Below are 24,605 nucleotides of genomic sequence, written 5' to 3' on the forward strand. Positions count from 1 at the left end.
CGGGCACCGACGTATTGACGACGTTAGTGCCCGCGTCAGGATCACTTCGCCATGCTGTACGCGGCGGTGAGATCGACGCGCTGCCAGAAGGATTGCTCAGCATTACCCGACAACGGATAACCGTTTGGCAAGGCGGTTTTCACCATCAGGCGACGAATCTGCGCGTCAGACAGGTGCGGCAGCGCCGTTTTCAGCAGGATCTCTGCGCCCTGCGGCACCTGAATCGGCGTATTTTTCACATTGGCTTTTGGCAGATTGTAGCTCAGCGTGAAACGATAGAATTGCTTCATATCCGGCGCGCGGTAAGGATCGTCCTTGCCGGTTGTGCGTGCGCATTCAGCTAGCGAAGTACCACACTCCTTCTCCAGCGCGGCACGCAGTTGATCGCGCGCCTCTTTGAACAGCACCTGATAGCGTGCATCGTTGAGGTAAGTCGCCACGTTGCGCTCTGCCACCATACGTGAACCCATCACGTCCAGCGGATAGTGCACGCCTAACACCAGACGCGAATATCCATAACGCGCACCGCGTGTCACCAGTGCCTCAAAGCGTTCCGGCACCATTTCGGCCATCAGCAGCGCATCGGTATAACCGGTATTGGTGTGCCCGCTGGGGAACGATCCGCCGTCCGCGGTATAGCGCACATTGTCTTTCACCACCACATCATCGGGTACCAGATGGATGGTATTGCCTTCATGCAGGAACGGGCGCGGATAGTTAAAGTGTTTTTTGGCAGCGCTGGTGCTGACTTCACTGGCCTTAATCAGCGCAGCGGCTTTGCTCAGTTCGCCTTTGTCATAAGCCGCGATGAAGGCTTTACCCAAACGCGGTCCCATGGCATCAGACAGGAAATACAGCGAGCCGATCGCTTCCGCATCCTGCAACGCCTGATGACGCACGTTCTGCGTGGCATTCAGGTTGATATCAGTCACGGTGGCGCGGTTAGCCGTCAATACGCTGTCTGGCAATGTGCTGAAACCTGATAACAGCGCGATGCCAGCCTGCTGATTTTGCTTCACGTTGAAATCATAGCCACTGCTTTTCAGCCAGGCTTTGTCTGCCTGCGTGCTGGTCTGTTTGGCTTTTTCCAGTTGCTCACGTTTCAGTGACGCACTGTCGCCTTGCAGCCAGGTGCGCTGAGCCTGCAACGACTGTTGCTCCAGCTGCGTATAGCCTGGGGTTGAACCGGTAGACGTTTGTGCAGCCAGTGCGGCCGCCTGCGGCAGTGTTGTCGCATGGGCCTGTTGAGCGAGCAGTAAAACCGTTGCAATCAGTGTGTAGCGGGTTTTCATTATTTTCCCCTGTTATCAGAATATTACCTTGCCGGGGAAACACGCTAGCACCCTGTTATGACAGATTTATTTCATTTATCGGCACTCGTTCGAACAGTTTTGTACGCAAATTTGTGCGAGCGATCCACAGCCGCCGCCGTTGTCATTTTTGCATTGCGATTGCTGTACATAACAGTTTTGCTGGCAGGACGAGAGATCGCATTTGGCCGCCACCGGCGTCAGTTGCACCACGGGCGCTTTTCTTTCCGGTTGCCACTGGGTTTGCGCCATTGCACCCGCACTGAACAGCATCATCAACACCATTATCCACTTCATGGGAAATTCCTCGCGAAAAGGTTCTAAACAGTATGGCCTCTTCTCTGCCAAACGCCATATTGGAACATTTGATTCAAACCCTGCTTTCACCGCCCTCTTGTTGTGCAAAGCGTTGCGCACTAACGGTGCAATGCACGCATCGGACCATTAAAAACACCCATTAATAATCAATTCCTTACGAAGAAATAGTTCACAACAAACCTGATGGTACGAAAGTTGCAGGGTTAATCAGGTAGACAAAGGAGACAGTGATGAAAGCGATTGTGATTGGAGCGGGCATTGGCGGCATGAGCGCGGCGATTGCGCTGGAGAAAGCAGGATTCGATACGGCCGTTTTTGAAGCGGTCAAAGAGATGAAGCCAGTCGGTGCGGCGATCTCGATCTGGCCCAACGGCGTCAAATGCCTGAACGCGCTCGGCATGAAACAGCAACTGCAGGCACTGGGCGGCAATATGGCGTTTATGGCCTATAACGATGCGCACAGTGGCAGCACCCTGACCCGCTTTAGCCTGTCACCCCTGGTGCAGCAGGTGGGCGAATACCCTTATCCGGTCGCTCGCGCCGAGTTACAGGGGATGCTGATCGATACCTATGGTCGCTCACGCATTCAGTTCGGTAAACGCGTGACCCACGTCGAGCAAAGCACCACCGGCGTCACCGCCTGGTTTGATGATGGTAGTCAGGCTGAAGGCGATTTCCTGGTCGCCGCCGACGGTACGCATTCCGTGATCCGCCACTATGTGCTAGGTGAAAATGTAGAACGACGCTACGCCGGTTACGTTAACTGGAACGGCTTAGTGACCATAGATGAAAGCATCGCCCCAGCCGATCAGTGGACAACCTTTGTCGGTGAAGGCAAGCGCGTCTCCCTGATGCCAGTGAGCGGCAACCGCTTTTACTTCTTCTTCGACGTACCTTTGCCCAAAGGCTTAGCAGAAGATCGTTCCACTCTGCGCCAGGATCTGAAGAATTACTTCAGCGGCTGGGCCGATCCGGTGCAGCGCCTGATCGACAGTATCAATCCCGATACCACCAATCGGGTTGAAATTCACGACATCGAACCCTTTAGCCGTTTCGTCAAAGGTCGCGTGGCTTTACTCGGCGACGCGGCGCACAGCACCACGCCAGATATCGGCCAGGGCGGTTGTGCCGCGATGGAAGATGCGGTGGTGCTGGCGCAGACGCTGGCCTCACACTCGTTGGGAATCGAAGATGGATTGCAGCGCTACGAGGCACGCCGCGTGGAACGCACCAAAGATTTGGTGTTGAAAGCACGTAAACGCTGCGACGTGACGCATGCCAAAGATGCCGAAATCACCGCTGCGTGGTACGCCGATTTGAAAAACGAAACCGGCGAGCGAGTGCTGGCCGGCATGTGCGACACCATTGAAGGTGGCCCGTTGGGTTAATGCCAGGGCGCACGCCGTGCGCCCTGCTTATCACGCCTCTTCTAAACCGCGATTCTTCAGCATCGGACCAATCTCCGGTGCTTTTCCACGCCATGCCAGCCACAGATGTTGCAGATCGCTGCTGTTACCGCGTGAAAGAATATGATCACGGAATTGCTGGCCATTCTCACGACTCAACCCACCACGTTCAACGAAAGCCTGATAACCATCATCGGCTAACATTTGCGTCCAGATATAGGCGTAATAACCAGCCGCGTAACCGCCGCCCCAGATATGACGGAAGTAGGTGGAGCGATAACGTGGCGGCACCGTGGTTAACGCGATGTTTTCCGCCGCCAGCGCCTGTAGTTCAAAGTGACTGACATCCTGCGGGTTGTCCTGCGTGGTCAGCGAATGCCATTGCAGATCCAGCAATGCCGCCGCCAGCAGTTCGGTCATGTCGTAGCCCTTGTTGAACTTAGACGCGCGCACCATCTTCTCACGCAGTTCCACGGGCATCGCCTCACCGCTCTGATAATGACGGGCATAGTTGGCAAACACCTTTTCATCGCTAGCCCAGTGCTCGTTAATCTGCGAAGGGAACTCGACGAAATCGCGTGGCGTAGCGGTACCGGACAGGCTTGGATAACGCTGGGTGGCAAACAAACCGTGTAGCGCATGACCGAATTCGTGGAACAGCGTGATCACCTCATCCCAGCTGAGCAACGCAGGTTGCCCAGCCTGCGGTTTGGTGTAGTTGCAGACGTTGTAGATCACCGGCTTGGTGCCCAGCAGCGTACTCTGGTCAACGAAGTTGCTCATCCAGGCGCCGCCGCTTTTGTTATCCCGCTTGTAGAGGTCGGTATAGAACAGCGCTAAAGGCGTATCATCAGCATCAAAGATTTCATAAACGTTAACGTCCGGATGATACACCGGCAGATCGTGACGCTGCTGGAAGCGGATGCCAAACAGCTGGCTGGCGGACCAGAACACGCCCTTTTCCAATACATTATTCAGCTCAAAGTACGGGCGGATTTGGCTCTCATCCAGTGCGTATTTAGCTTTTCTCACTTGTTCAGCGTAGAAATTCCAATCCCAGGCGCGCAGCGGGAAAGTGTGGTGCTGTTGTTCAATGACCTGCTGAATGTCTGACCCTTCTCGCTCAGCGCGTGCCCGCGCCGCCGGAACAATATTACGCATAAACGCAAAGGCAGCATCCGGCGTTTTCGCCATCTGATCCTGCATGCTCCATTCCGCATAAGTCTTGAATCCGAGCAGCTTAGCCTGCTCTGCGCGCAGCTGTGCCATGCGTAACACAATCGCGCGTGTGTCATTGTCATCGCCCTGTTCGCTGCGCGTGAGTGCCTGGTTGAACAGCGCTTCACGCGTGGCGCGCACTTCCAGTGACTGCAATGCAGGCTGTTGCGTGGTGTTCTGTAACGGCAGCAGCCATTCGCCGTGCAATCCACGCGCCTCCGCTGCGGCTTTAGCATGCGCTAACTCTTCTTCACTCAATCCCGCCAGCGCCGCTGCGCTGCTCACCGTATACGCGCCCGCTTTGGTCGCCGCCAGCAGCTTATTGCCAAAACGGGTACTCAACGTGGCGAGTTCCTGATTGCAGGCACGCAGCTGCTCTTTATCTGCGTCGCTCAGGCTGGCCCCAGCCAGCTGGAAATGCTGCCAGGTCACTTCCACCAAACGCATCGATTCCGCATCCGGACAGGCAGCGCCGCGATGCTGGTAAACGCTGTCGAGGCGGGCAAACAGCTGGCTGTTGAGATGGATCTCATCATTTAGCGCCGTGAGTTTAGGCGTGATTAGCTCATCAACTTCCTGCAATACATCACTGGTGTTGGCTGACGTCATGGCACCAAACACCAGGTTGACGCGGCTTAGCAGCTGCCCGCTGCGCTCCAGAGCTTCATAAGTGTTGGCGAACGTGGCGGGTTCAGGATTGTTGGCAATAGCGGCAATTTCCTGACGCTTCTCTTCAATACCCGCTTCAAGCGCCGGAAGAAAATCGGCTTCCTGAATCAGGTCAAAAGGCGGAGTTTGATAGGGCAATGCACTGACGGTGAAAAACGGATTGGCTCGTGAAGTCATTATCGCTCCTGATAATCAGCAACGCCGCAACCGGTGCGGCGGGATGCTTCTATCCTGGCAGTTTCAACGTCACTCAACAACCGCTCTGCTGGCGCTGATACACACTGATGATTTCACCCGCTACCGCCACGGCGATTTCCGCTGGCAGTTTGCCTTTCACATCCGGCAGGCCGAGCGGACAGCGCAGCCGCGCCACTGCATCCGCAGCGATCCCTTTGCCTTCCAGCCGATAGCGAAAGCGCTGCGCTTTGGTAGCCGAACCAATAACGCCGGCATAGCGAAAATCACCGCGCCGCAAAATGGCTTCGCTTAGCGCCAAATCGAGCGGATGGTCGTGGGTCATCACAATGAAGTAGCTGTCGGGCGCGGCCTCTTTGACGCAATCGATCGGGTCCTCTACCTGGCGCACCGTGACGCCCGGCGGCACATGGCGAAACTGGGCGGCGCGGCTATCAATCCAGGTAATGTGACAGGGTAACGTTGCCAGCAGGTTTACCAGCGCCTGCCCGACGTGGCCTGCGCCGTAAAGCTGGATTTCAGGTTGCTGCTGCATCAGTGGTTCAAACAGCAGCGTGGCATGCCCGCCGCAGCACTGGCCGAGGCGCGCAGCCAGCGCAAACTCTTCGCTGCGCGGCTGCTGGCAACGCTGCTCCAGCATCTCGCGCGCCAGCGCAATGCACTGATATTCCAGATGACCGCCGCCGATGGTGAGATAAGTATCGCTGGCGCTGACCACCATTTTACTGCCGCGATCGCGCGGGACCGATCCGCGCTGGCTCAGCACGGTGACTAAAACGCAGCTCTCACGTTTCTCACGTAAACTGTGCAGTACGGCGATCCAGTCATGATAAATCATCATCCGCTCCTGAGAGGCGCTGAACGCCCCAGAAAACGCGCTCCGGCGTGGCGGGTGCATCCAGTTGCGGATGGCGGCGGTAGTTACCCACGCTGGCTACGGCATCCTGTAACGCACACCACACCGCAATGCCCAGCATAAACGGCGGCTCACCCACGGCTTTCGAATGGAATACCGTGTCCTGCGGATTTTTACGGTTCTCTACCAGCGTGACGCGCAAATCATGTGGGACATCGCTGATGGCGGGGATTTTGTAACTCGCCGGGCCGTCTGTTAGCAGCTTGCCCTGATCGTTCCACACCAGCTCTTCGCAGGTTAACCAGCCCATGCCCTGCACGAAACCGCCCTCCACTTGCCCAATATCCAGCGCCGGATTGAGCGAGGCGCCAACGTCATGCAGGATATCCGCGCGCAGCAAACGATATTCACCGGTTAAGGTATCCACCAGCACTTCGCAGCACGCCGCGCCATAAGCGAAGTAATAAAAGGGTTTGCCGCGTCCGGCATTGCGGTCGTAATGGATGCCGGGCACTTTGTAAAATCCGGTGGCGGATAACGGCACCTGATTCAGCCACGCCTGCTGCGCCACCTGCGCAAAAGTAAAATGCAACTCGCCAACGCGCACAATGCCATTGCTAAAGGAGATGGCGTCGACCGTGCAGTGATGCTGCTGACACAGCATTTCCGTCAGGCGATCGCGCAATATCTGCGCGGCATTCTGCGCCGCTTTGCCGTTAAGATCGGCCCCGCTGGAGGCCGCCGTGGGTGAGGTGTTCGGCACTTTTCCGGTGTCGGTCGCCGTGACCTGAATCTGGCTGATATCGATTTGCAGCACTTCCGCGACAATCTGCGCCACCTTGGTATTCAGTCCCTGACCCATTTCGGTGCCACCGTGATTGAGCTGCACCGTGCCATCGGTGTAGATCAAAATTAAGGCACCGGCCTGATTGAGGAAGCTGGAGGTAAAGGAGATGCCAAACTTCACCGGCGTTAAGGCCAGACCGCGTTTCATATAACGATGACTGGCGTTAAACGCTGTGATGTCCGCGCGACGCGTGGCGTAATCGCTGCTGGCTTCCAGCTGTTCCGTTATCTCCATCAGCAGATTATCCTCCACCTGCTGATGGTAATGGGTGATGTTGCGATCCTGCTTGCCGTAATAGTTTCGCTTACGCAGTTCGAGCGGGTCCAAACCGCGCTCGCGGGCGATATGGTCCATGATCTGCTCAATCGCCACCATGCCCTGAGGCCCGCCAAAACCGCGATAGGCGGTGTTAGACGCGGTGTGCGTGCGGCAGCGATAACCGGTGATCAGCGCATCGCCGAGGTAATAGGCGTTATCGGCGTGGAACATCGCACGATCGACAATTGATCCGCTCAGATCGAGGGAATACCCGCAGTTTCCCGCCAAATCGATTTTGACACCACAGAAACGACCTTCCTCATCAAAGCCCACATCGTAACGCACAAAGAAGGGATGGCGCTTACCGGTGATACGCATATCATCGCGTCGCGCCAGACGCATTTTTACCGGATGCAGCGTCTGGCGCGCGGCAATCGCACACAAGCAGGCCACACTCGCAGCCTGCGTCTCTTTACCGCCAAACCCGCCGCCCATCCGGCGCATATCAATGGTGACTTTGTTCATGGTGATATCCATCACTTCGGCCACCAGCTTCTGCACTTCCGTCGGGTTCTGCGTCGATGAGAAAACCTGCAGGCTGTCGTCTTCACCTGGGATCACTAACGCGGTCTGGGTTTCCAGATAGAAGTGCTCCTGACCGCCTATATGAAATTCACCCTGAATACGATGCGGCGCACGCGCCAGTGCCGCTTCAGCATTACCCCGTTGATGGACGTGCGGCTGCTGCACAAAGTGACGCTGTTCCAGGGCTTCACGCACATCCAGGATCGCCGGCAGTGGCTGATATTCGATGATGGCGGCGGCAGCACCGGCGCGCGCGGCTTCGGGTGAATCCGCTGCCACCGCAATCACGATCTGCCCCAGATATTCCACGATATCCATTGCCAGTAACGGATCGCCCGGCTCTAACGGACCCACATCATTCAGACCCGGCACATCGCGCCAGGTTAGCACGCTCACCACGCCGGGCACGGCATAGCAAGGCTGCACATCGATATGTGTGATCCGCGCATGCGCATGCTCACTCAGACGTGGGCACAAATGCAGTAGACCAGGCAGATCCGGCCGATCATCTATATAAATCGCTTCACCCGTGACGTGTTTATCGGCGCTTTCATGCTTCTGACTGCGGCCCACACCGGTTTTTATGTCGCTGGCAAACTGGCTTTTTAACAGCGTTTCGCTGAGTTCGGGTCGGTTATGAGACATAGCGCGCCACCTCGGTGAGGGTCAGTTCGCCACAGGTTTGCGCGTAGTAACGACGCAATAGATTGCGCGCGACCTGCAAGCGGTAGTCGGCGCTGGCGCGAAAATCGCTTAACGGCTGGAAATCCTGGCTGAGCGCCGCGCAGGCTTGCTCAATGGAAGCTTGATTCAGTGGCTGACCATTAAGCGCGGCCTCGGCTGCGGTTGCCCGTTTGGGCGTTGCGGCCATGCCGCCAAAGGCCAGTCGTGCCTGCACCACCACGCCTTCTTTAAGCTGAATGTTGATGGCGATAAACACCGCCGAAATATCATCATCCAGACGTTTTGCCACTTTCCATGCCACGAAATTAGGTGACACCGTCACTTTCGGTATCACTATTGAGTGAATGAATTCCCCTGGCTGCAACACGGTTTGCCTGTAGCCAGTGAAGAACTGGTCCAGCGGCACTTCACGTAGGCTTTCTCCCTGCTGCAACACCAATCGCGCATTGAGTGCCAGCAACATGGGCGCACAATCACCGATCGGTGAAGCATTGCCGATATTGCCGCCGAGCGTACCCTGATTGCGGATCTGTAATGATGCAAAGCGCTCTAATGTGGCACTGAAGGCAGGAATTCTCGCTGCCAGGAAATGGTAGCAATGGTGAAGCGGTGCAGCAGCGCCCAGATGAATATCCTCTTTATCTTCAGAACAAACGCTTAACGCCTCAATCTGTTCCAGCGCAATTAGCAGCGGTAAACGTTGATACTGCTGAGTCATTTTCAATGTGAGATCGGTGCCGCCGGCCAACAGTTGCGCTTCAGGATACTGCTGATACAGTGCCGCGAGCTGTGCCAGTGTTTTCGGGACGAAACAGCGACTGCCGTTGGCTTCGAGAATTTGTACTTCCCCGTTATCCAACGCCTGTAAGCGCTGAACCAGTGCCGACTCATCCGCCGTAAAATTATCTTCTGCGGGTTGCTCATAAGCTTGCTGTGCGGCGGCCATAATTGGCCGGTAGCCCGTGCAGCGACACAGATTGCCTGCCAGCGCTTGTTCAGCCTGCTGCGGATTCCAGCCCTGTGTATTTTTCTGCAAAGTGAACAGCGACATGACAAAGCCCGGCGTACAGTAGCCGCATTGCGAGCCGTGGCAATCCACCATCGCCTGCTGCACGCTGTGCAGTTCACGGCCCTGTTTCAAATCTTCCACGGTGATCAGCTGTTTGCCTTGCAGGCTGCTAACCAGCGTCAGGCAACTGTTGATGGCCTGATACTGCATTCGCCCCGCCACCACTTTTCCCAGCGTCACCGTACAGGCACCGCAGTCACCTGATGCGCAGCCCTCTTTGGTTCCCCGCCGCTGTTGATGGCTACGCAGGTAGTTAAGCACGGTCAGATTCGGGTCTAAGGCCGTTTCGGTGACCAACCGATTATTCAGCAGAAACTGGATCATACCGTTGCCTCTTCTCGATCGCGCTGCCACACCGGTTTGCCGCTAACCCAGGTTTGCGCAATGTTGCGATCGTCTCCCAGCGTCATCATCACAAACAAGCGCTCCCAGATATCTTTGCTATTACCGCTACGCAGCTTTTGCAGCGGCGAAACCGCCGGGTCGATCACCACGAAATCCGCTTCTTTACCGGGATTGAAGTTGCCAATTTTATCGTCGATGTCCAGTGCATGCGCACCGCCCAGCGTCGCGTGGTAAAAGGCTTCGCAGGCGCTGAGTTTGTACTGCTGCAACTGCCCAACTTTGTACGCTTCACCCAGCGTTTGCAGCATATTAAAGGTGGTGCCTGCGCCGACATCGGTGCCGATGCCCATGCGCACGCCCTGCTGCCAGCAGCGTTTAATATTGAACAGGCCACTGCCAAGAAACAGGTTCGACGTCGGACAAAATGCGATAGAAGAATCGGTGTCGTGCAGGCATTGCCACTCGTTCTCTTCCAGATGCAGACAGTGTGCAAAGACGCTGCGCTTTCCGGTGAGCTGATGATGGTGGTAAACATCGAGATAGCCGTCCCGCTCCGGGAACAGCGATTTGACCCAGGCGATCTCCTGCTGATTTTCGCTCAGATGGGTGTGCAGCCAGGTATCCGGGAACTCGCTGCGCAGTTGACGGACTTTCTCCAGCAGTTCTGGCGAGGAGGTGGGCGCGAAACGTGGCGTCAAGGCATAGCTCAGACGACCACGCTGATGCCAGCGTTCAATCAGTTCACGTGAATCCTGATAGCTCTCTTCCGGCGTTTCTGTCAGATACGCGGGGGCGTTGCGGTCCATCATCACCTTTCCGGCAATCAGACGCATATCCAGCTGTTGCGCGGCATGAAACAGCGCATCGACCGATTGTTTGTGCACCGTGCCAAACACCAGCGCCGTGGTGGTGCCATTGGATAACAGTTGCTGCAGGAAGAAGGCCGACATCTGTGCCGCGTGATCCGGGCAGTGATATTGGCTCTCAACCGGAAAAGTATATTGGTTTAGCCACTCCAGCAACTGTTCGCCAAATGCGCCAATCATCTCCGTTTGCGGATAATGAATATGTGTATCCACAAAACCCGGCACAATTAGCTTGCCGCGCAGATCGATCACCGTGGCAGCATCAACGCGCCCTTCTGCAATCTCCCAGCTTTCAAGTGACACCACCTTGCCCGCGCGCAACGTTAGCAAGCCGTCTTCGAGGTAGCGAGCATGCGCAGCGATATCATCGGGCTGAGAAGCCAGTGCGGTGAAATCAAAAAAACTGGCGCGCAGTAGCGTTTCAGAGGCGTAAGGCATAACGGTTCCTTGATAAGTAAAAGTGCAATGAGTTGCCTTCAAGGTTTATTGCAAACGCTATGCCAATGAGGATTTATAAAAATATCGCAATCTATCAACAACTTAAAAACTACACATTCAATTTCATGTCCCTTTGGAACCGCAATCGAATGCGCAATCGGTTGCGAAAATAAGCAACCGATTGCATGGGGATAAAAAGCGTGTCAGGTATGAGATGCCTGAGGAAATAAGCGTAATGACAACACGAACTGCGCACCATTTAAGTGCAGCGCCGCACGCTTGTAGTGCACAGATTTTACTTCAGGAAGATTCCGGTGTGGCAGAGGAAGGATTTGGGTGTGCTAATAAGCGCTGATAGTGAAAACAAATGAGAGGGAATACGATGAGACAGATGAAATAAGAGAATTAATACAGAAATGTTAAACATCATCATGGCATGCGGATGTATTAGCATAAGAAAAACCGCATAAAAATCGTCTCGTTAAAACTCAAAAAAGAAGATTATTATCTGCTTTTCCTTGAACCCCGTTGATATTAATTGGGATTTATCTCTATTAAAACTAATATCAGCCTTCCAGGGAATATCATCACTTAAGAGCGACGTTTATGTTTAATCGCATGATATCAGGAGTGGCCAGTGCCATTCTGTTAACTGTATCACCCTTAACGCACGCAGCCAGTTCATTACCCACGCCGACAGAAGCTGACTGGATCGCAAAAGAATTTAGCTTTAATAGCGGTGAAAAATTAAAAGATGTGCGCATTCACTACATTACTTTAGGTGATAAGAATAAACCAGCGGTATTATTACTGCACGGAACCAATCAACCTCTGAGTGCCTTACTGGCACCGGGATTTGCCGGGGAGTTATTTGGCCCGGGACAGGCGCTGGATGCCAGCAAGTATTTTATTATCATCCCGGAAGGCATTGGTTCAGGAAAATCATCCAAACCTTCTGATGGCTTGAGAATGGCCTTCCCGCATTACGATTACGACGATATGGTGACAGCACAATATCGGCTGATTAAAGAAGGTTTGGGCATTTCGCATTTACGCCTGGTGATGGGCTATTCCATGGGCGGGATGCAGACGTGGCTGTGGGGTGAAAAATATCCCGGCATGATGGATGCACTGGTCCCGATGGCGTCGCAGCCGAATGAGTTATCGGGCCGCAACTGGATGCTTCGCCGCATGCTGATTGAATCGATCAAAGGCGATCCTGCCTGGGCTGAAGGCAACTATCAACAGCAACCCCCTACGCTTAAAACCGCCAATATCATGTTCAGTATTGCCACCACCGGCGGTACGCTCGCTTATCAACATAAAGCTCCGACGCGCGCACTGGCGGATAAACTGGTGGATGCACGTCTTGCTGCGCCTGTCACCGCGGATGCCAACGACTTCATTTATATCTGGGGTTCGTCGGCAAATTATAATGCCATGCCTGGATTGAGCCGTATTACCGCACCCATGCTGATCATTAATTCAGCAGATGATGAACGTAATCCGGTTGAAACCGGCATTTTGCAGAGTGAATTGCCCAAGATAAAGAAAGCGGAGTTACTGCTCATTCCGGCCAGTGCTGAAACCAGCGGTCATGGCACTATGATGCAAGCAAAGTTTTATAATAAAAAACTGCAGACCTTCTTAGCCGAGACCGCTAAGCCTTAGTATCTGGGTTAAATCCGCCTGTTTACTGGAAGTCACACTCATGACTTCCCCTTTTAATAAAAAAATCATTGTTACTACGCCTTCATCTTTTTCAATTAAACGTTCTCAGGGAATAGTTATGTTTCATAGAATAAAGATCCGCACCGCCCTCAGCATCATGGTTTTTTCATTAACAGCATTATTGCTGTTCGTCGGTATTTTAGGGTTATTTGCCGTACAGTCTGGCAATAAATCCTTTGCCACCGTTGATACCGAAGTTTTGCCGGGCCTGGTGGCGCTCAATGAAAGCTCAGAACTTTTATTACGTGGACGACTGGATTTGCGTTTATATGAATCACTGGTGGGCAGTGGCGATGCCGAAAAAGCCAAAGTCGCGCTTGAGCGCGCCAGAGGTAAAATAGATAACGCCAGTGCGAAATGGCAGGAATATCTGAAATATCCACAATCCTCAGCAGAGAAGCCAATTGCGGCTGAAATGGCCACCACACGCGATGCGCTGATGAAAGAGTTTATCGATCCGGCTTTTGCCGCGCTCGAAGCAGGCAAACTGGATGAATACCGCCAGCGTGCAGGGAAATCAACGGCGTTGTACGGTGCCTTTGATAAAGCCTCTAAAGCGCTGGTGGCCTTTAAAATTAAAAGTATTGATGTCGCCTACAGTGACTCCAGCGATCGGGTTCAGCATATGGCGTTTACGCTATACTTTTGTATCGCCTGTGCGCTGGTGTTGGCCGCGCTGGCCTGGTCGGTGATGACCAATCTTATCGTTAAGCCGCTCAATCATGTGATCAACGTGTTTGATCGCATCGCCGAAGGTGACTTACGTGCGCGCATCGATATCTCCGGTAAAAATGAAATTGCGCAATTGTTTGCCGCGGTACAGCGTATGCGCGATGGCCTGGCAAACATGGTGCTGATGGTCCGCAGTGGCACCGATGCGATCGGCTCCGGCGTTGAAGAAATCGCGACGGGCAACATCGACCTCTCCAGCCGGACTGAGCAACAGGCGGCCTCACTGGATGAGACGGCATCCAGCATGGAGCAAATTATGGCGACAGTGAAAAACAATGAGGACAACACGCGCAAAGCTAACGCATTGTCGCAGAAGGCATCAGAATCTGCTTCGCGTGGTGCAACAGTGGTGTCTGAAGTGGTCACCACCATGAGTTCTATTGAGAAAAGCTCGGCAAAAATCGGCGACATCGTCGGTGTGATTGACGGCATTGCCTTCCAGACTAACCTGCTGGCCTTGAACGCAGCAGTTGAAGCCGCGCGTGCAGGAGAAGCGGGACGCGGTTTTGCTGTGGTCGCTTCGGAAGTTCGAGTGCTGGCTCAGCGCAGCGCCACCGCCGCGAAGGAAATTGGCCTGATGATCAATGACTCGCTCAGCAATATTGAGCAGGGTTCAGGACTGGTTAAAGATGCTGGCGTCACCATGAATGAAGTGATGCTCGATGTGAAAAAAGTGGCCGATATCATGGATGAAGTGATGCTGGCTTCCGGCGAGCAGACGCGCGGCATCTCGCAGATCAACATCGCTATACAGCAGATGGATGGTGTAACACAACAGAATGCCTCACTGGTGGCTGAAGTGGCAACCGCTGCCAGCTCACTGCAACAGCAGGTGGTGAATTTGCAGCAGTCGGTGACGCAGTTCCAGGTTGATGAGGACGCGATGCCATTGGCCACTGACCGTTATACCGACTCGCATCAGCTGTCCCTCGTCGCGTTAAGTTAAGCGGTATCAGCGAGTGCATTTGAGCGCTCGCTTCGTTAAGTATAGTGTGCCCGTCTCTCTTTATCAGGACGACGGGCGCGCTGACTCCCTTCCCTTTTAGTGCCTTAATACTCTTCCACCGCGCAATCGGTTCCCTACAGTTTTAGATGGGATTACCGATAACAGAGAACGTATTCCGTATTTTCAGTGACGCAGGACGCATTCTGGAAAAATCAAACCTCTAATGTGATCCAGTTGGGTGGAAGGTAAACATGTTTAAAACAATACGCTCGCGTTTAATCGCTATCAGCGTGGTCATCACGGCAGTATCTCTTATCGCACTTGCCACTTTTACCTACACCACCGTGCGTGGAAAGACACTTGAAAGCATTGATGAGCGCATTGGCCAGCTCTCCCGCGTTCATGCGGCTGAACTGGCTGGCTGGGCAGCAGAAAAACAACGTATCACCGGTTCGATCAAAACGGCTTTTGGTCGTCATGACGATGCGGTCCCTTTTCTGCGTGCGGCGATCGAAGCTGGCGAGTTTGATGATGCCTATATCGTCTATCCTGAGCCTCATTCCCATGTGTTCGTCCATCCTATGCCAGCCACCTATGATGGCAGCCAGCGTCCGTGGTATCTGGAAACGGTAAAAGCTGGCCATCCGGTGTTGCTGGCCCCCTATGTTGATGCCTCAACCGGCAAGCTGACCATTACTTTTGCTCAGCCGATTGTCGATAACGGAAAAACATTGGGTGTGATCGGCAGCGATCTACACCTGGATACCGTCTCCAATACGGTGAATGCGATTCATCCACTGGAGAAGAGTTTTGCATTCCTGGTGGACAGCAGCGGTAAATTGATTGCCGCGCCGAAGTCTGACCTTATTCTCAAGGCGGTCACTGAGTTGTCACCTTCACTCGACCTCAAAGTTATCCAAAATCTGGCCAGTCAGGGTGGGCATGCTGAACTGACCATCGGCGGTGAACAGCAGTTCGTTTACGCCTCTCCGGTAAAAGGGACGCCGTGGTCACTGGTGATCGCCGTTGATCGTGATGAAGTGACGGCATCGCTGACGACATTACAGCGGGAAAGCATCCTCATCACCCTGGTGAGTCTGATTATTACCGCGCTGATTGCCGGGCTGGTGTTCAACCAGCAGTTGCGTCGCCTCGCCATTTTACGCGACGCCCTGGAAGACGTTGCTTCAGGGGAAGGTGATCTGACGCGTCGCCTGGAAGTGCGCGGCGGCGATGAGCTGGCGCAGATATCAGCGGCATTCAACCGCTTTGTTGAAAAACTCTCGGGCGTGCTGCTCCGCGTGCGTGAAGGTGCCAACAACATCGCGCTTGCTTCCAGTGAAATCAGCGGTGGCAACAATGATCTGGCCTCTCGTACCGATGAACAGGCAGCAAGCCTGGAGGAAACGGCCGCCACGTTAGAAGAGCTGACTTCAACGCTGAGCAATACCGCCAGTAATACTGAGCAGGCGCGCCAGTTTGTTAGTGGCGTGGCCTCCGCGGTCAGAGACAACGGTGCCGTAATGAACGATGTTTCGACACGCATACAGGAAATCTCGAACGATTCGCAGAAAATGTCCGAAATTATTAAGGTGATTGACGGCATTGCTTTCCAGACCAATATTTTGGCACTGAATGCCGCTGTTGAGGCTGCGCGAGCGGGAGAATCAGGAAGAGGCTTCGCGGTGGTTGCCAGCGAAGTGCGTAGTCTGGCGCAGCGCAGCGCGGGTGCCGCGCGCGAGATCAAAACACTGATTGATGACACGGTTGCACGCGTGACGTCAGGCAGGGAGCTGGTTGTGAAAGCCGATCAGGGAATGACCAGTATTGTGTCTGATATCCACAATATGACGCAGCTGATTGAAGAAATTGCCCATGCCAGCCGCGAACAAAGCGATGGTATTGGTCAAATCAATATCGCGATGGGGCAAATTGATACCACCACGCAGCAGAATGCGGCGTTGGTTGAAGAGTCAGCCAGTGCAGCCCAGTCCATGTCCGAGCAGGCCGCCGTAATGGCAGAACTGGTCAGTACGTTTAAATTGATGGAGAGCGCTGATGCGGTGATACCCAAAGCTGAAAGCCAAGTGAAAAAGCCGGTTCTCTCTCCGCTAAAATCGCGTACAGCGCTGGCTACAGCGGGAAGCTCCCCAGAGGATAACTGGAGTTCTTTCTGATTCACTGTGCCAAACAGGCGCCTGGTATCGTGGTGATAAACCGCGATGCCAGGTTCGCTTTCGTTCGCAACGCTGAGCAAACAGCAGGCCGAATCCGGTTATGAATTGAATACCTCTCACCGCCAGCCAGATAGCACACGTCAGGCTCGGTGAGTCATAAAAGCAGCAGCATGTCTTGAATCAACCAAAGCATGCAACCTGTTAGCATGAATTGACCCATGTTACGCAGCGCTGTGCCCGTGCCTCCGCCCTCCTCAAAGCCAGATTGTTGCGCATGTTAAATTCCCTCCACAGCGGCTAATCCCACATTTATCGCAACGCACAAAGACCATGAGCCTGCATAGATGGTTTATGATGTATACGGTTTATGGATTGGAGAGCTGATTACAGCCGGGTAAATTTGCTCAACCAGGCACTCACAAAATGATCTCGCTTCCCCCGCCCATAATTCGTAGAGTTTCATTGTTGGTTTTTAAATTTAAAATCAATTGGTTAACATTGACGTACAATTGTTTAAGGAACAGTGAGATGATTATTTTTGTCACTGGCGCCACCGCCGGTTTTGGTGAGAGCATCACCCGTCGCTTCATCGCTAATGGTCATAAAGTGATTGCCAGCGGACGCCGCGCAGAGCGTCTGAAAGAGCTAAAAGAGGAGTTGGGTGCCAACCTTTATACCGTTCAGTTGGATGTGCGTAATCGCGCCGCTATCGATGAAGCTATCGCTGCGCTGCCCGCAGAGTGGCGTGAAATCGACGTGCTGGTGAATAATGCCGGTCTGGCATTAGGGATCGAGCCCGCGCACAAAGCCAATATTGAAGACTGGGAAAATATGATCGACACCAACAACAAAGGTTTGGTGTACATGACGCGTGCCGTGCTGCCCGCCATGGTGGAGCGCAATGTCGGTCACATCGTAAACATCGGCTCCATCGCGGGCAGCTGGCCTTATCAGGGCGGCAACGTTTATGGCGCGACCAAAGCATTCGTGCGCCAGTTCAGCCTCAATCTGCGTACCGATCTGCACGGTACCGCGCTGCGCGTCACCGATATCGAGCCGGGCTTAGTGGGTGGCACCGAGTTTTCTAATGTGCGCTTCAAAGGCGATGATGGGCGTGCGGATGCCGTTTACGAAGGCACCACCGCGCTGACAGCGGAAGATGTCACTGAAGCGGTGTATTGGGTCACGACACTGCCTAAACACGTCAATATCAATACGCTGGAAATCATGCCGGTCTCCCAGACGCTTGCGGGTCTGAAAGTGCATAAAGGCTGAATATTGTCACGGGCGCACAGGTTGCGCCCATCGCTTACGCCCGGCCCCAACCAGCGACAATAATCAACATGCCGCTAAACGCTACAAGCGCGCCAATCCAATCCCATGTACTGAGCTTGACGCCATCCACCACGCGCAGCCAAATTAGCGCCGTCACCACATAGACACCCCCGTAAGCCGCGTACACACGACCGCTTGCTGCCGGATGCAGCGTCAGCAACCAGACAAACAACGCCAGACTCGCCGCTGCAGGCAGTAAAAGCCACGCGGTCATTCCCTTCTTCAGCCACAGCCACGGCAGAAAACAGCCGACAATTTCGGCAATCGCAGTCAAAAAAAACAGTAAAGTGGTTTTCACCAGCATAGAAAATCTCTCTCTCGCCTAAACAAAAGGCTCACCGCTGGTGAGCAAAGTTGCAGCGATGATATACTAGCCCTCATGGTTGTGACAGCCGGGTTTCTGGCTGTGCTGGTGTTAACTAAAGGAAATCACAATGAAAAACCTGTTTTCTCTCCTGCTGACTGTGACGTTAACCTGCGGCGCGCTGCTGACTGCACCGCTGGCATCGGCCCAAACTGACCGCCTGATCATTGAGAACGGCAACAGTGCTTCCAGCAACGAAGCCGCGCGTCAAAGCAAAGAACAGTGGAACGACACGAAGAATCTGCGCAATAAGGTCAACACGCGCGTCGAGAAAGAGTTCGATAAAACCGATAAAGCTTTTGACACCCGTGATAGCTGCGAGAAGAGCTATAACGTCAATGCGTATTGGGAACCGAACACTCTGCGCTGCCTTGATCGTCGTACCGGCCGTACGATCGCCCCTTAATTCGCTGTTGCTGCTATAGTTTTCAAGGGAATTCAGAACCAAGGAGAGTGTGATGAAAAAACGTAATGCAGTGATGTTGATGGCAATGCTGGCGTTGCCGATGCTGGCGCAGGCTTCCTGTGAAACTGTTAAAGCGGATATCAGTAAGAAGATCGTCAGTAACGGCGTGGCCGAATCGGACTTTACGCTGGATATCGTGCCTAACGATCAGGCCGATCAAGCGGGCGGCCAGGTAGTGGGTCACTGCGAAAATGACAGCCAGAAAATTGTGTACAAGAAAAACGGCCGAGACAGTGAAAGCAATGTCCCGGCAAGCGCAGGCAGTTCACAGGATGCTCCCGCGCAGTAATACTGAAAGGGCGGCTGATGGCCGCCCTTTTCTATTCTGCCTCTGGCCGCTGACGCGGCATCAACCACGCAATCCACAACGTTAGCATCGCAATCACTAACGCCACCACAAACACCCAATGCAGCGAAGCAGCGATCTGTCCGGTCCACTGATGCAACGTCGCTTCGGACAGTGACTGACGGCTTTCATGTGACATGATTTGCTGCATCGGATCACTGGCCTGTGGCAGACGCTGCGCAAGATTGAAGTTCAGTACCGCGCCCATCAGCGCAGTACCAATCGCTGAACCCAGCATGCGGCTAAACATAATAGACGCGGTGCAGATGCCACGAATGTCGTAGTGCGCATGGTTTTGCACCGACACCAGAAAAGTGGTGCTGGTCATGCCCATGCCGGTGCCGATGACAAAAGCAGTGAGCCCGGCTTGCATGATTGAACTGTCGGTACGCAATAGCAGCAGCAGCGCGCTGCCCGCAATCAATAACAAGGCACCGAGTTGCGCGGTAAAACGGTAGGAAGTGATCAGCATTAATCGGCCACTCAACGTACTGGCCAGCGGCCAGCCAATCGACATCATCGCCAACGCGCTACCCGCCTGCAGCGGCGTACCACCGGTGATACCCTGAATCCAGGTTGGCAGAAACGCGCTGATGCCCATCATGGTGGCACCGATGATCAGATTACCGGCATTGCCTGCCAGAATTAACCGGCTGCGCCAGATAGCCAGAGGAAACAGCGGAGCCTCAGCTCGCTGTTCATGCTGTTTTAATTGCCAGCCCGCCAGCAGTGCCAATAACAGGAATGCCAGTAACCAGTAACCAAGGGCATCCGCCTGCAACAGCGCCACTAACAGTGCCGTAACGCAAATCATCAGCCAGCAGCTGCCGGTAAGATTCAGCGTCGCCCCTTTGTGATGCTCACGCGCCGGTAAGAAACGCGCTAACAGCAGCATGGAAAACAGACCGATCGGCACGTTCACCCAGAAAATCACCGACCAGTTAAAGTGCTGAACCAGCCAGGCACCACTCAGTGGCCCAATAATAGCCGCGACACCCCAGACGCTGGAAAGCCATCCCTGCACGTGGGCACGTTCGCGCGGGGAGTAGATGTCGGCCACAATGGTGCTGGTGAGCGGCATAATCGCGCCTGCCCCCAGCCCCTGAAACGCGCGAAACAGAATTAACCACGTCATGGTATGCGCAAAACCGCACAATACCGAGCCGATCAGGAACAGCGAAACGCCAATGAAAAAGAGTCGTTTACGCCCCCACATATCAGCAAGCCGACCATACAGTGGCACGCTCACCGCCTGAGTCAGCAAATAGATAGAGAAGACCCAGCCAAACTGCGAGAAACCGCCGAGTTCAGCAATAATGGTCGGCATCGCGGTCGCCACAATGGTGACTTCAATCGCGGCCATAAACATGGCGAGCATGCAGGCGATAAGGATCCAGTGGCGATGTTCCGTGTTCAATTCTGCAGTTTCAGTCATACGTCTCCCTTTTTCTCTCAAGGCTAGCTGATTTTCCATCAGACGAGTTTCCTCTGCGTGCGCCCATTATGTGACAATGTCACATAATTCGATGAATTTTTTTTATTGTCAGATGATGCCTTACTTCATGCGGGTTAAGAAGGTTTTAACCGCTCTTCTATCTGTCTGATTTTGCCGTGAAAACTGGCGCAATACGCTAAGCATTGCTATAGCTTTTAACAGCACTTTCCAGTTATTCGCTGGAAAAGCACCATCTAACAGTCATTTTATCTGCAATTTATTAACGTGAAGGATTTTCGTATGTGGTTTGTTCTCCACTACGCCTTCAACCGTGAAATGACATAACAAGATCGAACAATTTGTCGAATCAGGGAGACTTTCGCATGCAAAATGCATCGCTCGTTAGTAGAGCCGGGCTGGCACTACTGGCCATCGTCGCGGTGATTGCCCTGCTGGTTTGGGGAATCGGGTTGAATACGTTGCGCGACCGGCAAGAAGACTTAATTTATCTGGGTCAGCAGCATCTGTTTTTAGTGTTTTGGTCAATGTTTTTCGCCCTGCTGATTGGCATTCCGAGCGGGGTTTTGCTCAGCCGCCCGTTTGCTCGTCGTTGGGCTGAATATGTGATGCAGATCTTTAACGTCGGGAATACCTTGCCGCCGCTGGCTGTTCTCGCACTGGCCATGGTCATTGTCGGGATTGGCGATCGGCCTGCGTTAATCGCCCTGTTCCTCGCCTCATTGTTACCTATCGTGCGTAATACCTATTCCGGATTAAGCGCCGTACCGCCGTCACTGATTGAAGCTGCCAACGGCACCGGCATGACCAAATTCCAGCGTTTACGTCAGGTAGAAATTCCCAATGCCTTGCCAGTGATTCTGGCGGGTGTGCGCATTGCGACCGCCATCAATGTCGGTACGGCACCGCTGGCCTTCCTGATTGGTGCCAGCAGTTTTGGCGAACTGATTTTCCCCGGCATTTACCTCAATGACTTCCCTACGTTGATCCTCGGCGCCGTGGCCACCGCCCTGTTTGCGTTGATCCTCGATTTGCTGCTGGCAGCATTGGGTCGTTTCCTCAGCCCGCACTCTGCGGCTTAACACAAGGAGCTAAGTGATGGGTAAAACGCATAACTTAACGCGCTGGGTGAAACACACCGCGCTGGCACTGGCCGCCACACTGGCCATCAGCCAATCCGCCGCCGCGGCAACACCGATTGTGATGGCAACCAAGAGCTTTACCGAACAGCATATTTTATCTGCCATGACCGTGCTCTGGCTGCAAAAGAAAGGTTTTCAGGTGGTCCCTAAGACCAATATCGCCACCACGATTGGTCGTAATGCGATGATCAACAAGCAAATCGATATGACCTGGGAGTACACCGGTACCTCGCTGATCATCTTTAACCACATCAACAAACCGATGTCATCTGAAGAGGCTTATAAAACCGTTAAACAACTCGATGCCAAACTGGGCCTGGTGTGGCTCGATCCCGCGCCAATGAACAACACTTATGCATTTGCCATGCAGCGTGCACGCGCCGATAAAGAAGGCATCAGCACCATGTCACAGCTCGTTGCCAAACTGGAACAGGTGCGCAAAACCGACCCCGACCACAACTGGAAACTCGGGCTCGACTTAGAGTTCTCCGGCCGTTCCGATGGCCTGAAGCCGTTGCAGAAAGCCTACGACATGCCGCTAGATCGCCCGCAGATTCGCCAGATGGACCCGGGATTGGTGTACAACGCGGTACGTGATGGTTTTGTCGATGCGGGCTTGATTTATACCACCGATGGCCGAGTAAAAGGCTTTGAACTCAAGGTGCTGGAAGATGATAAGCATTTCTTCCCAAGTTACAACGTCACGCCAGTCGTACGTCTGGATGTGTTGAAAAGCCATCCGGGGCTGGATGCGGCCCTCAATCAACTCTCACCGCTGATCACCGACGAAGCGATCACCGAGATGAACAAACGTGTTGATATCGATCATCAGTCACCGCAGCAGGTGGCGCGTGATTTCCTGCAATCGAAAAACATGCTGTAAGGAGGCGTCATGGAGACTTTGCATTACATCATGAGTAACTGGCACACCCTGATGGCCTTAACCTGGCAGCATACCTGGCTGGTGCTGGTTGCAGTGGGATTCGCCATCATTGTTGGCGTGCCATTGGGCATTTTGATTGTGCGCTTTAAATGGCTGGCGACGCCAGTGCTCGGTATCGCCACCATCGTACTGACGATTCCAACCATCGCGCTGTTTGGTCTGATGATTCCGCTGTTTTCCATGATCGGTCAGGGTATTGGTGCGCTGCCCGCTATCTGCGCGGTATTCCTTTACTCCCTACTGCCGATTGTGCGTAACACCCACACCGCACTGGAAAACCTGTCGCCAGGGCTGCGTGAAGCCGGTCGCGGCATAGGCATGACTTTCTGGCAGCGCCTGCGCTGGGTCGAAATTCCGATGGCGCTGCCGGTAATCTTCGGCGGTATCCGTACTGCGGTTGTCATGAACGTTGGCGTAATGGCGATTGCCGCAGTCATCGGCGCAGGTGGATTGGGATTACAACTGCTGGATGGCATCAGCGGCAGTGATGTGCGCATGCTGATTGCCGGTGCATTAATGATTTGTTTATTAGCGATTGTGCTTGATTGGCTACTGCACCGTTTGCAGTCGGCGCTGACTCCTAAGGGGATTCGATAATGATAAAACTGGAAAACCTGACGAAAACCTTTACACAAAAAAACGGCACCGCCTTCAACGCCGTGGACAACGTCAGCCTGGAAGTACCTGCCGGAGAGATGTGCGTGCTGCTCGGCCCTTCCGGCTGTGGCAAAACCACCACGCTGAAAATGATTAACCGTCTGATCCCAGCCAGCAGCGGAAAGATTTTGATCAACGGTGAAGACACCAGCGGACAAGATACTGTGACGCTGCGCCGAAATATCGGCTACGTAATTCAGCAGATTGGTCTGTTCCCCAACATGACCATCGAAGAAAACATTACCGTGGTGCCGCGCATGCTGGGCTGGGATAAAAAGCGCTGCCGCGAACGTGCTACCGAGTTAATGAGCATGGTGGCGCTCGATCCCAGCAAATTCCTGAATCGCTATCCACGAGAAATGTCCGGCGGTCAGCAGCAGCGTATCGGCGTGATCCGCGCGCTGGCTGCTGATCCACCGGTACTGCTGATGGATGAACCGTTTGGTGCTGTCGACCCAATCAACCGTGAAGTGATTCAGAATGAGTTTCTCGAAATGCAGCGCCAGTTGAAGAAAACCGTAATGCTGGTAAGCCATGATATTGATGAAGCACTCAAACTGGGTGACCGCATCGCGGTGTTTGGACAGGGCAAAATCGTACAGTGCGCTAGCCCCGACGAGCTGTTGGCAAAACCGGCCAATGATTTTGTCGGCTCTTTTGTTGGACAGGACCGCACGCTGAAACGCCTGCTGCTGGTGCAGGCGGGCGACGTCACCGATCAACAGCCAACTATCACCGTGCAGCGCAGCACGCCGTTGCAGGAGGCGTTCGCCACCATGGATGACAACGACATGCGATCGGTCACCGTGGTAGATAATGATGGCAAGCCGCTGGGATTTGTGAAGCGTCGCGAAGCACGTAATGCTGCCGGACGCTGCGAGGAGATGCTGCATACCTTCAAAGTGACGGGTAAGGCTGAAGAGAATCTGCGCGTGGTGCTATCCAAGCTGTATGAGCACAACACCGTCTGGATGCCGATCGTCGATGAGGAAGGACGCTACAGCGGTGAGATTTCGCAAGACTATATCGCGGATTATCTCAGCTCAGGACGTACGCGCCGCAGACTGAATCCTTAACAAGACGCACAGCAGCCTGAATCCAGACAAACCGCACAACAGCTAAAGCGTTGGAAGAGGCGGCAGAGGAGTAAAGCGTCCTGCGCCAGGGATGGCGCGGGCCGAGCCCCAGGGATGGTTTATGGCGTCTTTACGATCTGCCGCCTCTTCCGACGTACGCACCAACTCACAGT

At 53.9% G+C, this 24,605-nt stretch carries 20 protein-coding genes; 11 read left to right on the forward strand and 9 right to left on the reverse strand.

Going from position 1 to position 24,605, the window contains the following annotated elements:
* Positions 1-41: 41 nt before the first annotated feature.
* Positions 42-1,292 carry a phosphatase PAP2 family protein gene (locus FD737_RS05715; protein ID WP_097117107.1) on the reverse strand — a complete coding sequence of 417 codons (1,251 nt, stop codon included), beginning with the start codon at positions 1,290-1,292 and terminating at the stop codon, positions 42-44.
* A 75-nt stretch (positions 1,293-1,367) separates the two neighbouring features.
* A complete protein-coding gene (locus tag FD737_RS05720; protein ID WP_058960503.1) occupies positions 1,368-1,607 on the reverse strand; it encodes a hypothetical protein in 240 nt (79 codons plus the stop codon).
* 251 nt (positions 1,608-1,858) lie between these two features.
* Between FD737_RS05720 and hpxO the strand changes: the two genes are divergently transcribed.
* A complete protein-coding gene (hpxO, locus tag FD737_RS05725) occupies positions 1,859-3,016 on the forward strand; it encodes an FAD-dependent urate hydroxylase HpxO (protein ID WP_160832945.1) in 1,158 nt (385 codons plus the stop codon).
* A 30-nt stretch (positions 3,017-3,046) separates the two neighbouring features.
* Here the strand turns inward: hpxO and dcp are convergent, their stop codons facing one another.
* From dcp to guaD, 5 genes are all read right to left on the reverse strand, one after another.
* On the reverse strand, positions 3,047-5,098 hold the full coding sequence (dcp, locus tag FD737_RS05730) for a peptidyl-dipeptidase Dcp (RefSeq protein ID WP_160832946.1): 2,052 nt from the start codon (positions 5,096-5,098) through the stop codon (positions 3,047-3,049).
* Between the two features lie 73 nt (positions 5,099-5,171).
* Positions 5,172-5,954: a xanthine dehydrogenase accessory protein XdhC gene (gene xdhC, locus FD737_RS05735; protein ID WP_097117104.1), complete on the reverse strand. Its 783-nt coding sequence runs from the start codon at positions 5,952-5,954 to the stop codon at positions 5,172-5,174.
* Complete coding sequence (xdhB, locus tag FD737_RS05740) at positions 5,941-8,307, reverse strand: xanthine dehydrogenase molybdopterin binding subunit (RefSeq protein WP_160832947.1); 2,367 nt, start codon at positions 8,305-8,307, stop codon at positions 5,941-5,943. The genes xdhC and xdhB overlap by 14 nt, the downstream gene beginning before the upstream one ends.
* Positions 8,297-9,739 carry a xanthine dehydrogenase small subunit gene (gene xdhA / locus FD737_RS05745; RefSeq protein WP_160832948.1) on the reverse strand — a complete coding sequence of 481 codons (1,443 nt, stop codon included), beginning with the start codon at positions 9,737-9,739 and terminating at the stop codon, positions 8,297-8,299. Before xdhA ends, xdhB begins: the two co-directional genes overlap by 11 nt.
* A complete protein-coding gene (gene guaD, locus FD737_RS05750; RefSeq protein WP_097117101.1) occupies positions 9,736-11,064 on the reverse strand; it encodes a guanine deaminase in 1,329 nt (442 codons plus the stop codon). Before guaD ends, xdhA begins: the two co-directional genes overlap by 4 nt.
* Positions 11,065-11,670: 606 nt before the next feature.
* On the opposite strand from guaD, the gene FD737_RS05755 reads away from it, so the two are divergent.
* The 4 genes from FD737_RS05755 (at position 11,671) to ydfG (ending at position 17,925) form a co-directional block, all read left to right on the forward strand.
* Complete coding sequence (locus tag FD737_RS05755) at positions 11,671-12,735, forward strand: alpha/beta fold hydrolase (protein ID WP_160832949.1); 1,065 nt, start codon at positions 11,671-11,673, stop codon at positions 12,733-12,735.
* Positions 12,736-12,853: 118 nt separating this feature from the next.
* A complete protein-coding gene (locus FD737_RS05760; protein WP_160832950.1) occupies positions 12,854-14,473 on the forward strand; it encodes a methyl-accepting chemotaxis protein in 1,620 nt (539 codons plus the stop codon).
* 251 nt (positions 14,474-14,724) lie between these two features.
* Positions 14,725-16,650 (forward strand): methyl-accepting chemotaxis protein, encoded by a 1,926-nt coding sequence (locus FD737_RS05765; protein ID WP_160832951.1) that lies wholly within the window; start codon positions 14,725-14,727, stop codon positions 16,648-16,650.
* A 528-nt stretch (positions 16,651-17,178) separates the two neighbouring features.
* Positions 17,179-17,925, forward strand: coding sequence for a bifunctional NADP-dependent 3-hydroxy acid dehydrogenase/3-hydroxypropionate dehydrogenase YdfG (ydfG, locus tag FD737_RS05770; protein WP_097117098.1), 747 nt, complete (start codon positions 17,179-17,181; stop codon positions 17,923-17,925).
* 34 nt (positions 17,926-17,959) lie between these two features.
* Here ydfG and FD737_RS05775 read toward each other — a convergent pair whose 3' ends face one another.
* On the reverse strand, positions 17,960-18,289 hold the full coding sequence (locus FD737_RS05775; protein WP_176505722.1) for a YnfA family protein: 330 nt from the start codon (positions 18,287-18,289) through the stop codon (positions 17,960-17,962).
* A gap of 130 nt (positions 18,290-18,419) precedes the next feature.
* Between FD737_RS05775 and FD737_RS05780 the strand changes: the two genes are divergently transcribed.
* Together FD737_RS05780 and FD737_RS05785 are read left to right on the forward strand one after the other, a co-directional pair.
* Positions 18,420-18,755: a DUF1283 family protein gene (locus tag FD737_RS05780; RefSeq protein ID WP_160832952.1), complete on the forward strand. Its 336-nt coding sequence runs from the start codon at positions 18,420-18,422 to the stop codon at positions 18,753-18,755.
* 52 nt (positions 18,756-18,807) lie between these two features.
* A complete protein-coding gene (locus FD737_RS05785; protein ID WP_034823436.1) occupies positions 18,808-19,104 on the forward strand; it encodes a DUF1161 domain-containing protein in 297 nt (98 codons plus the stop codon).
* 31 nt (positions 19,105-19,135) lie between these two features.
* On the opposite strand, the gene FD737_RS05790 is transcribed toward FD737_RS05785, so the two are convergent.
* A complete protein-coding gene (locus FD737_RS05790) occupies positions 19,136-20,596 on the reverse strand; it encodes an MDR family MFS transporter (protein WP_160832953.1) in 1,461 nt (486 codons plus the stop codon).
* A 383-nt stretch (positions 20,597-20,979) separates the two neighbouring features.
* Here FD737_RS05790 and osmY point away from each other — a divergent pair, with 383 nt between their 5' ends.
* The 4 genes from osmY to osmV are packed head-to-tail and all read left to right on the forward strand — an operon-like array spanning position 20,980 to position 24,432.
* Complete coding sequence (gene osmY, locus FD737_RS05795; protein ID WP_160832954.1) at positions 20,980-21,696, forward strand: osmoprotectant ABC transporter permease OsmY; 717 nt, start codon at positions 20,980-20,982, stop codon at positions 21,694-21,696.
* A gap of 16 nt (positions 21,697-21,712) precedes the next feature.
* Positions 21,713-22,639 carry a glycine betaine ABC transporter substrate-binding protein gene (locus tag FD737_RS05800; RefSeq protein WP_097117096.1) on the forward strand — a complete coding sequence of 309 codons (927 nt, stop codon included), beginning with the start codon at positions 21,713-21,715 and terminating at the stop codon, positions 22,637-22,639.
* Positions 22,640-22,648: 9 nt separating this feature from the next.
* Positions 22,649-23,296, forward strand: a complete 648-nt coding sequence (osmW, locus tag FD737_RS05805) for an osmoprotectant ABC transporter permease OsmW (protein WP_034823432.1) — start codon at positions 22,649-22,651, stop codon at positions 23,294-23,296.
* Positions 23,296-24,432, forward strand: coding sequence for an osmoprotectant ABC transporter ATP-binding protein OsmV (gene osmV / locus FD737_RS05810; protein ID WP_097117094.1), 1,137 nt, complete (start codon positions 23,296-23,298; stop codon positions 24,430-24,432). Before osmW ends, osmV begins: the two co-directional genes overlap by 1 nt.
* The last annotated feature ends 173 nt before the right edge of the window (positions 24,433-24,605 follow it).

This window comes from Pantoea sp. Seng, from assembly GCF_009829935.1.
Classification (GTDB): Bacteria; Pseudomonadota; Gammaproteobacteria; order Enterobacterales; family Enterobacteriaceae; genus Pantoea; species Pantoea communis.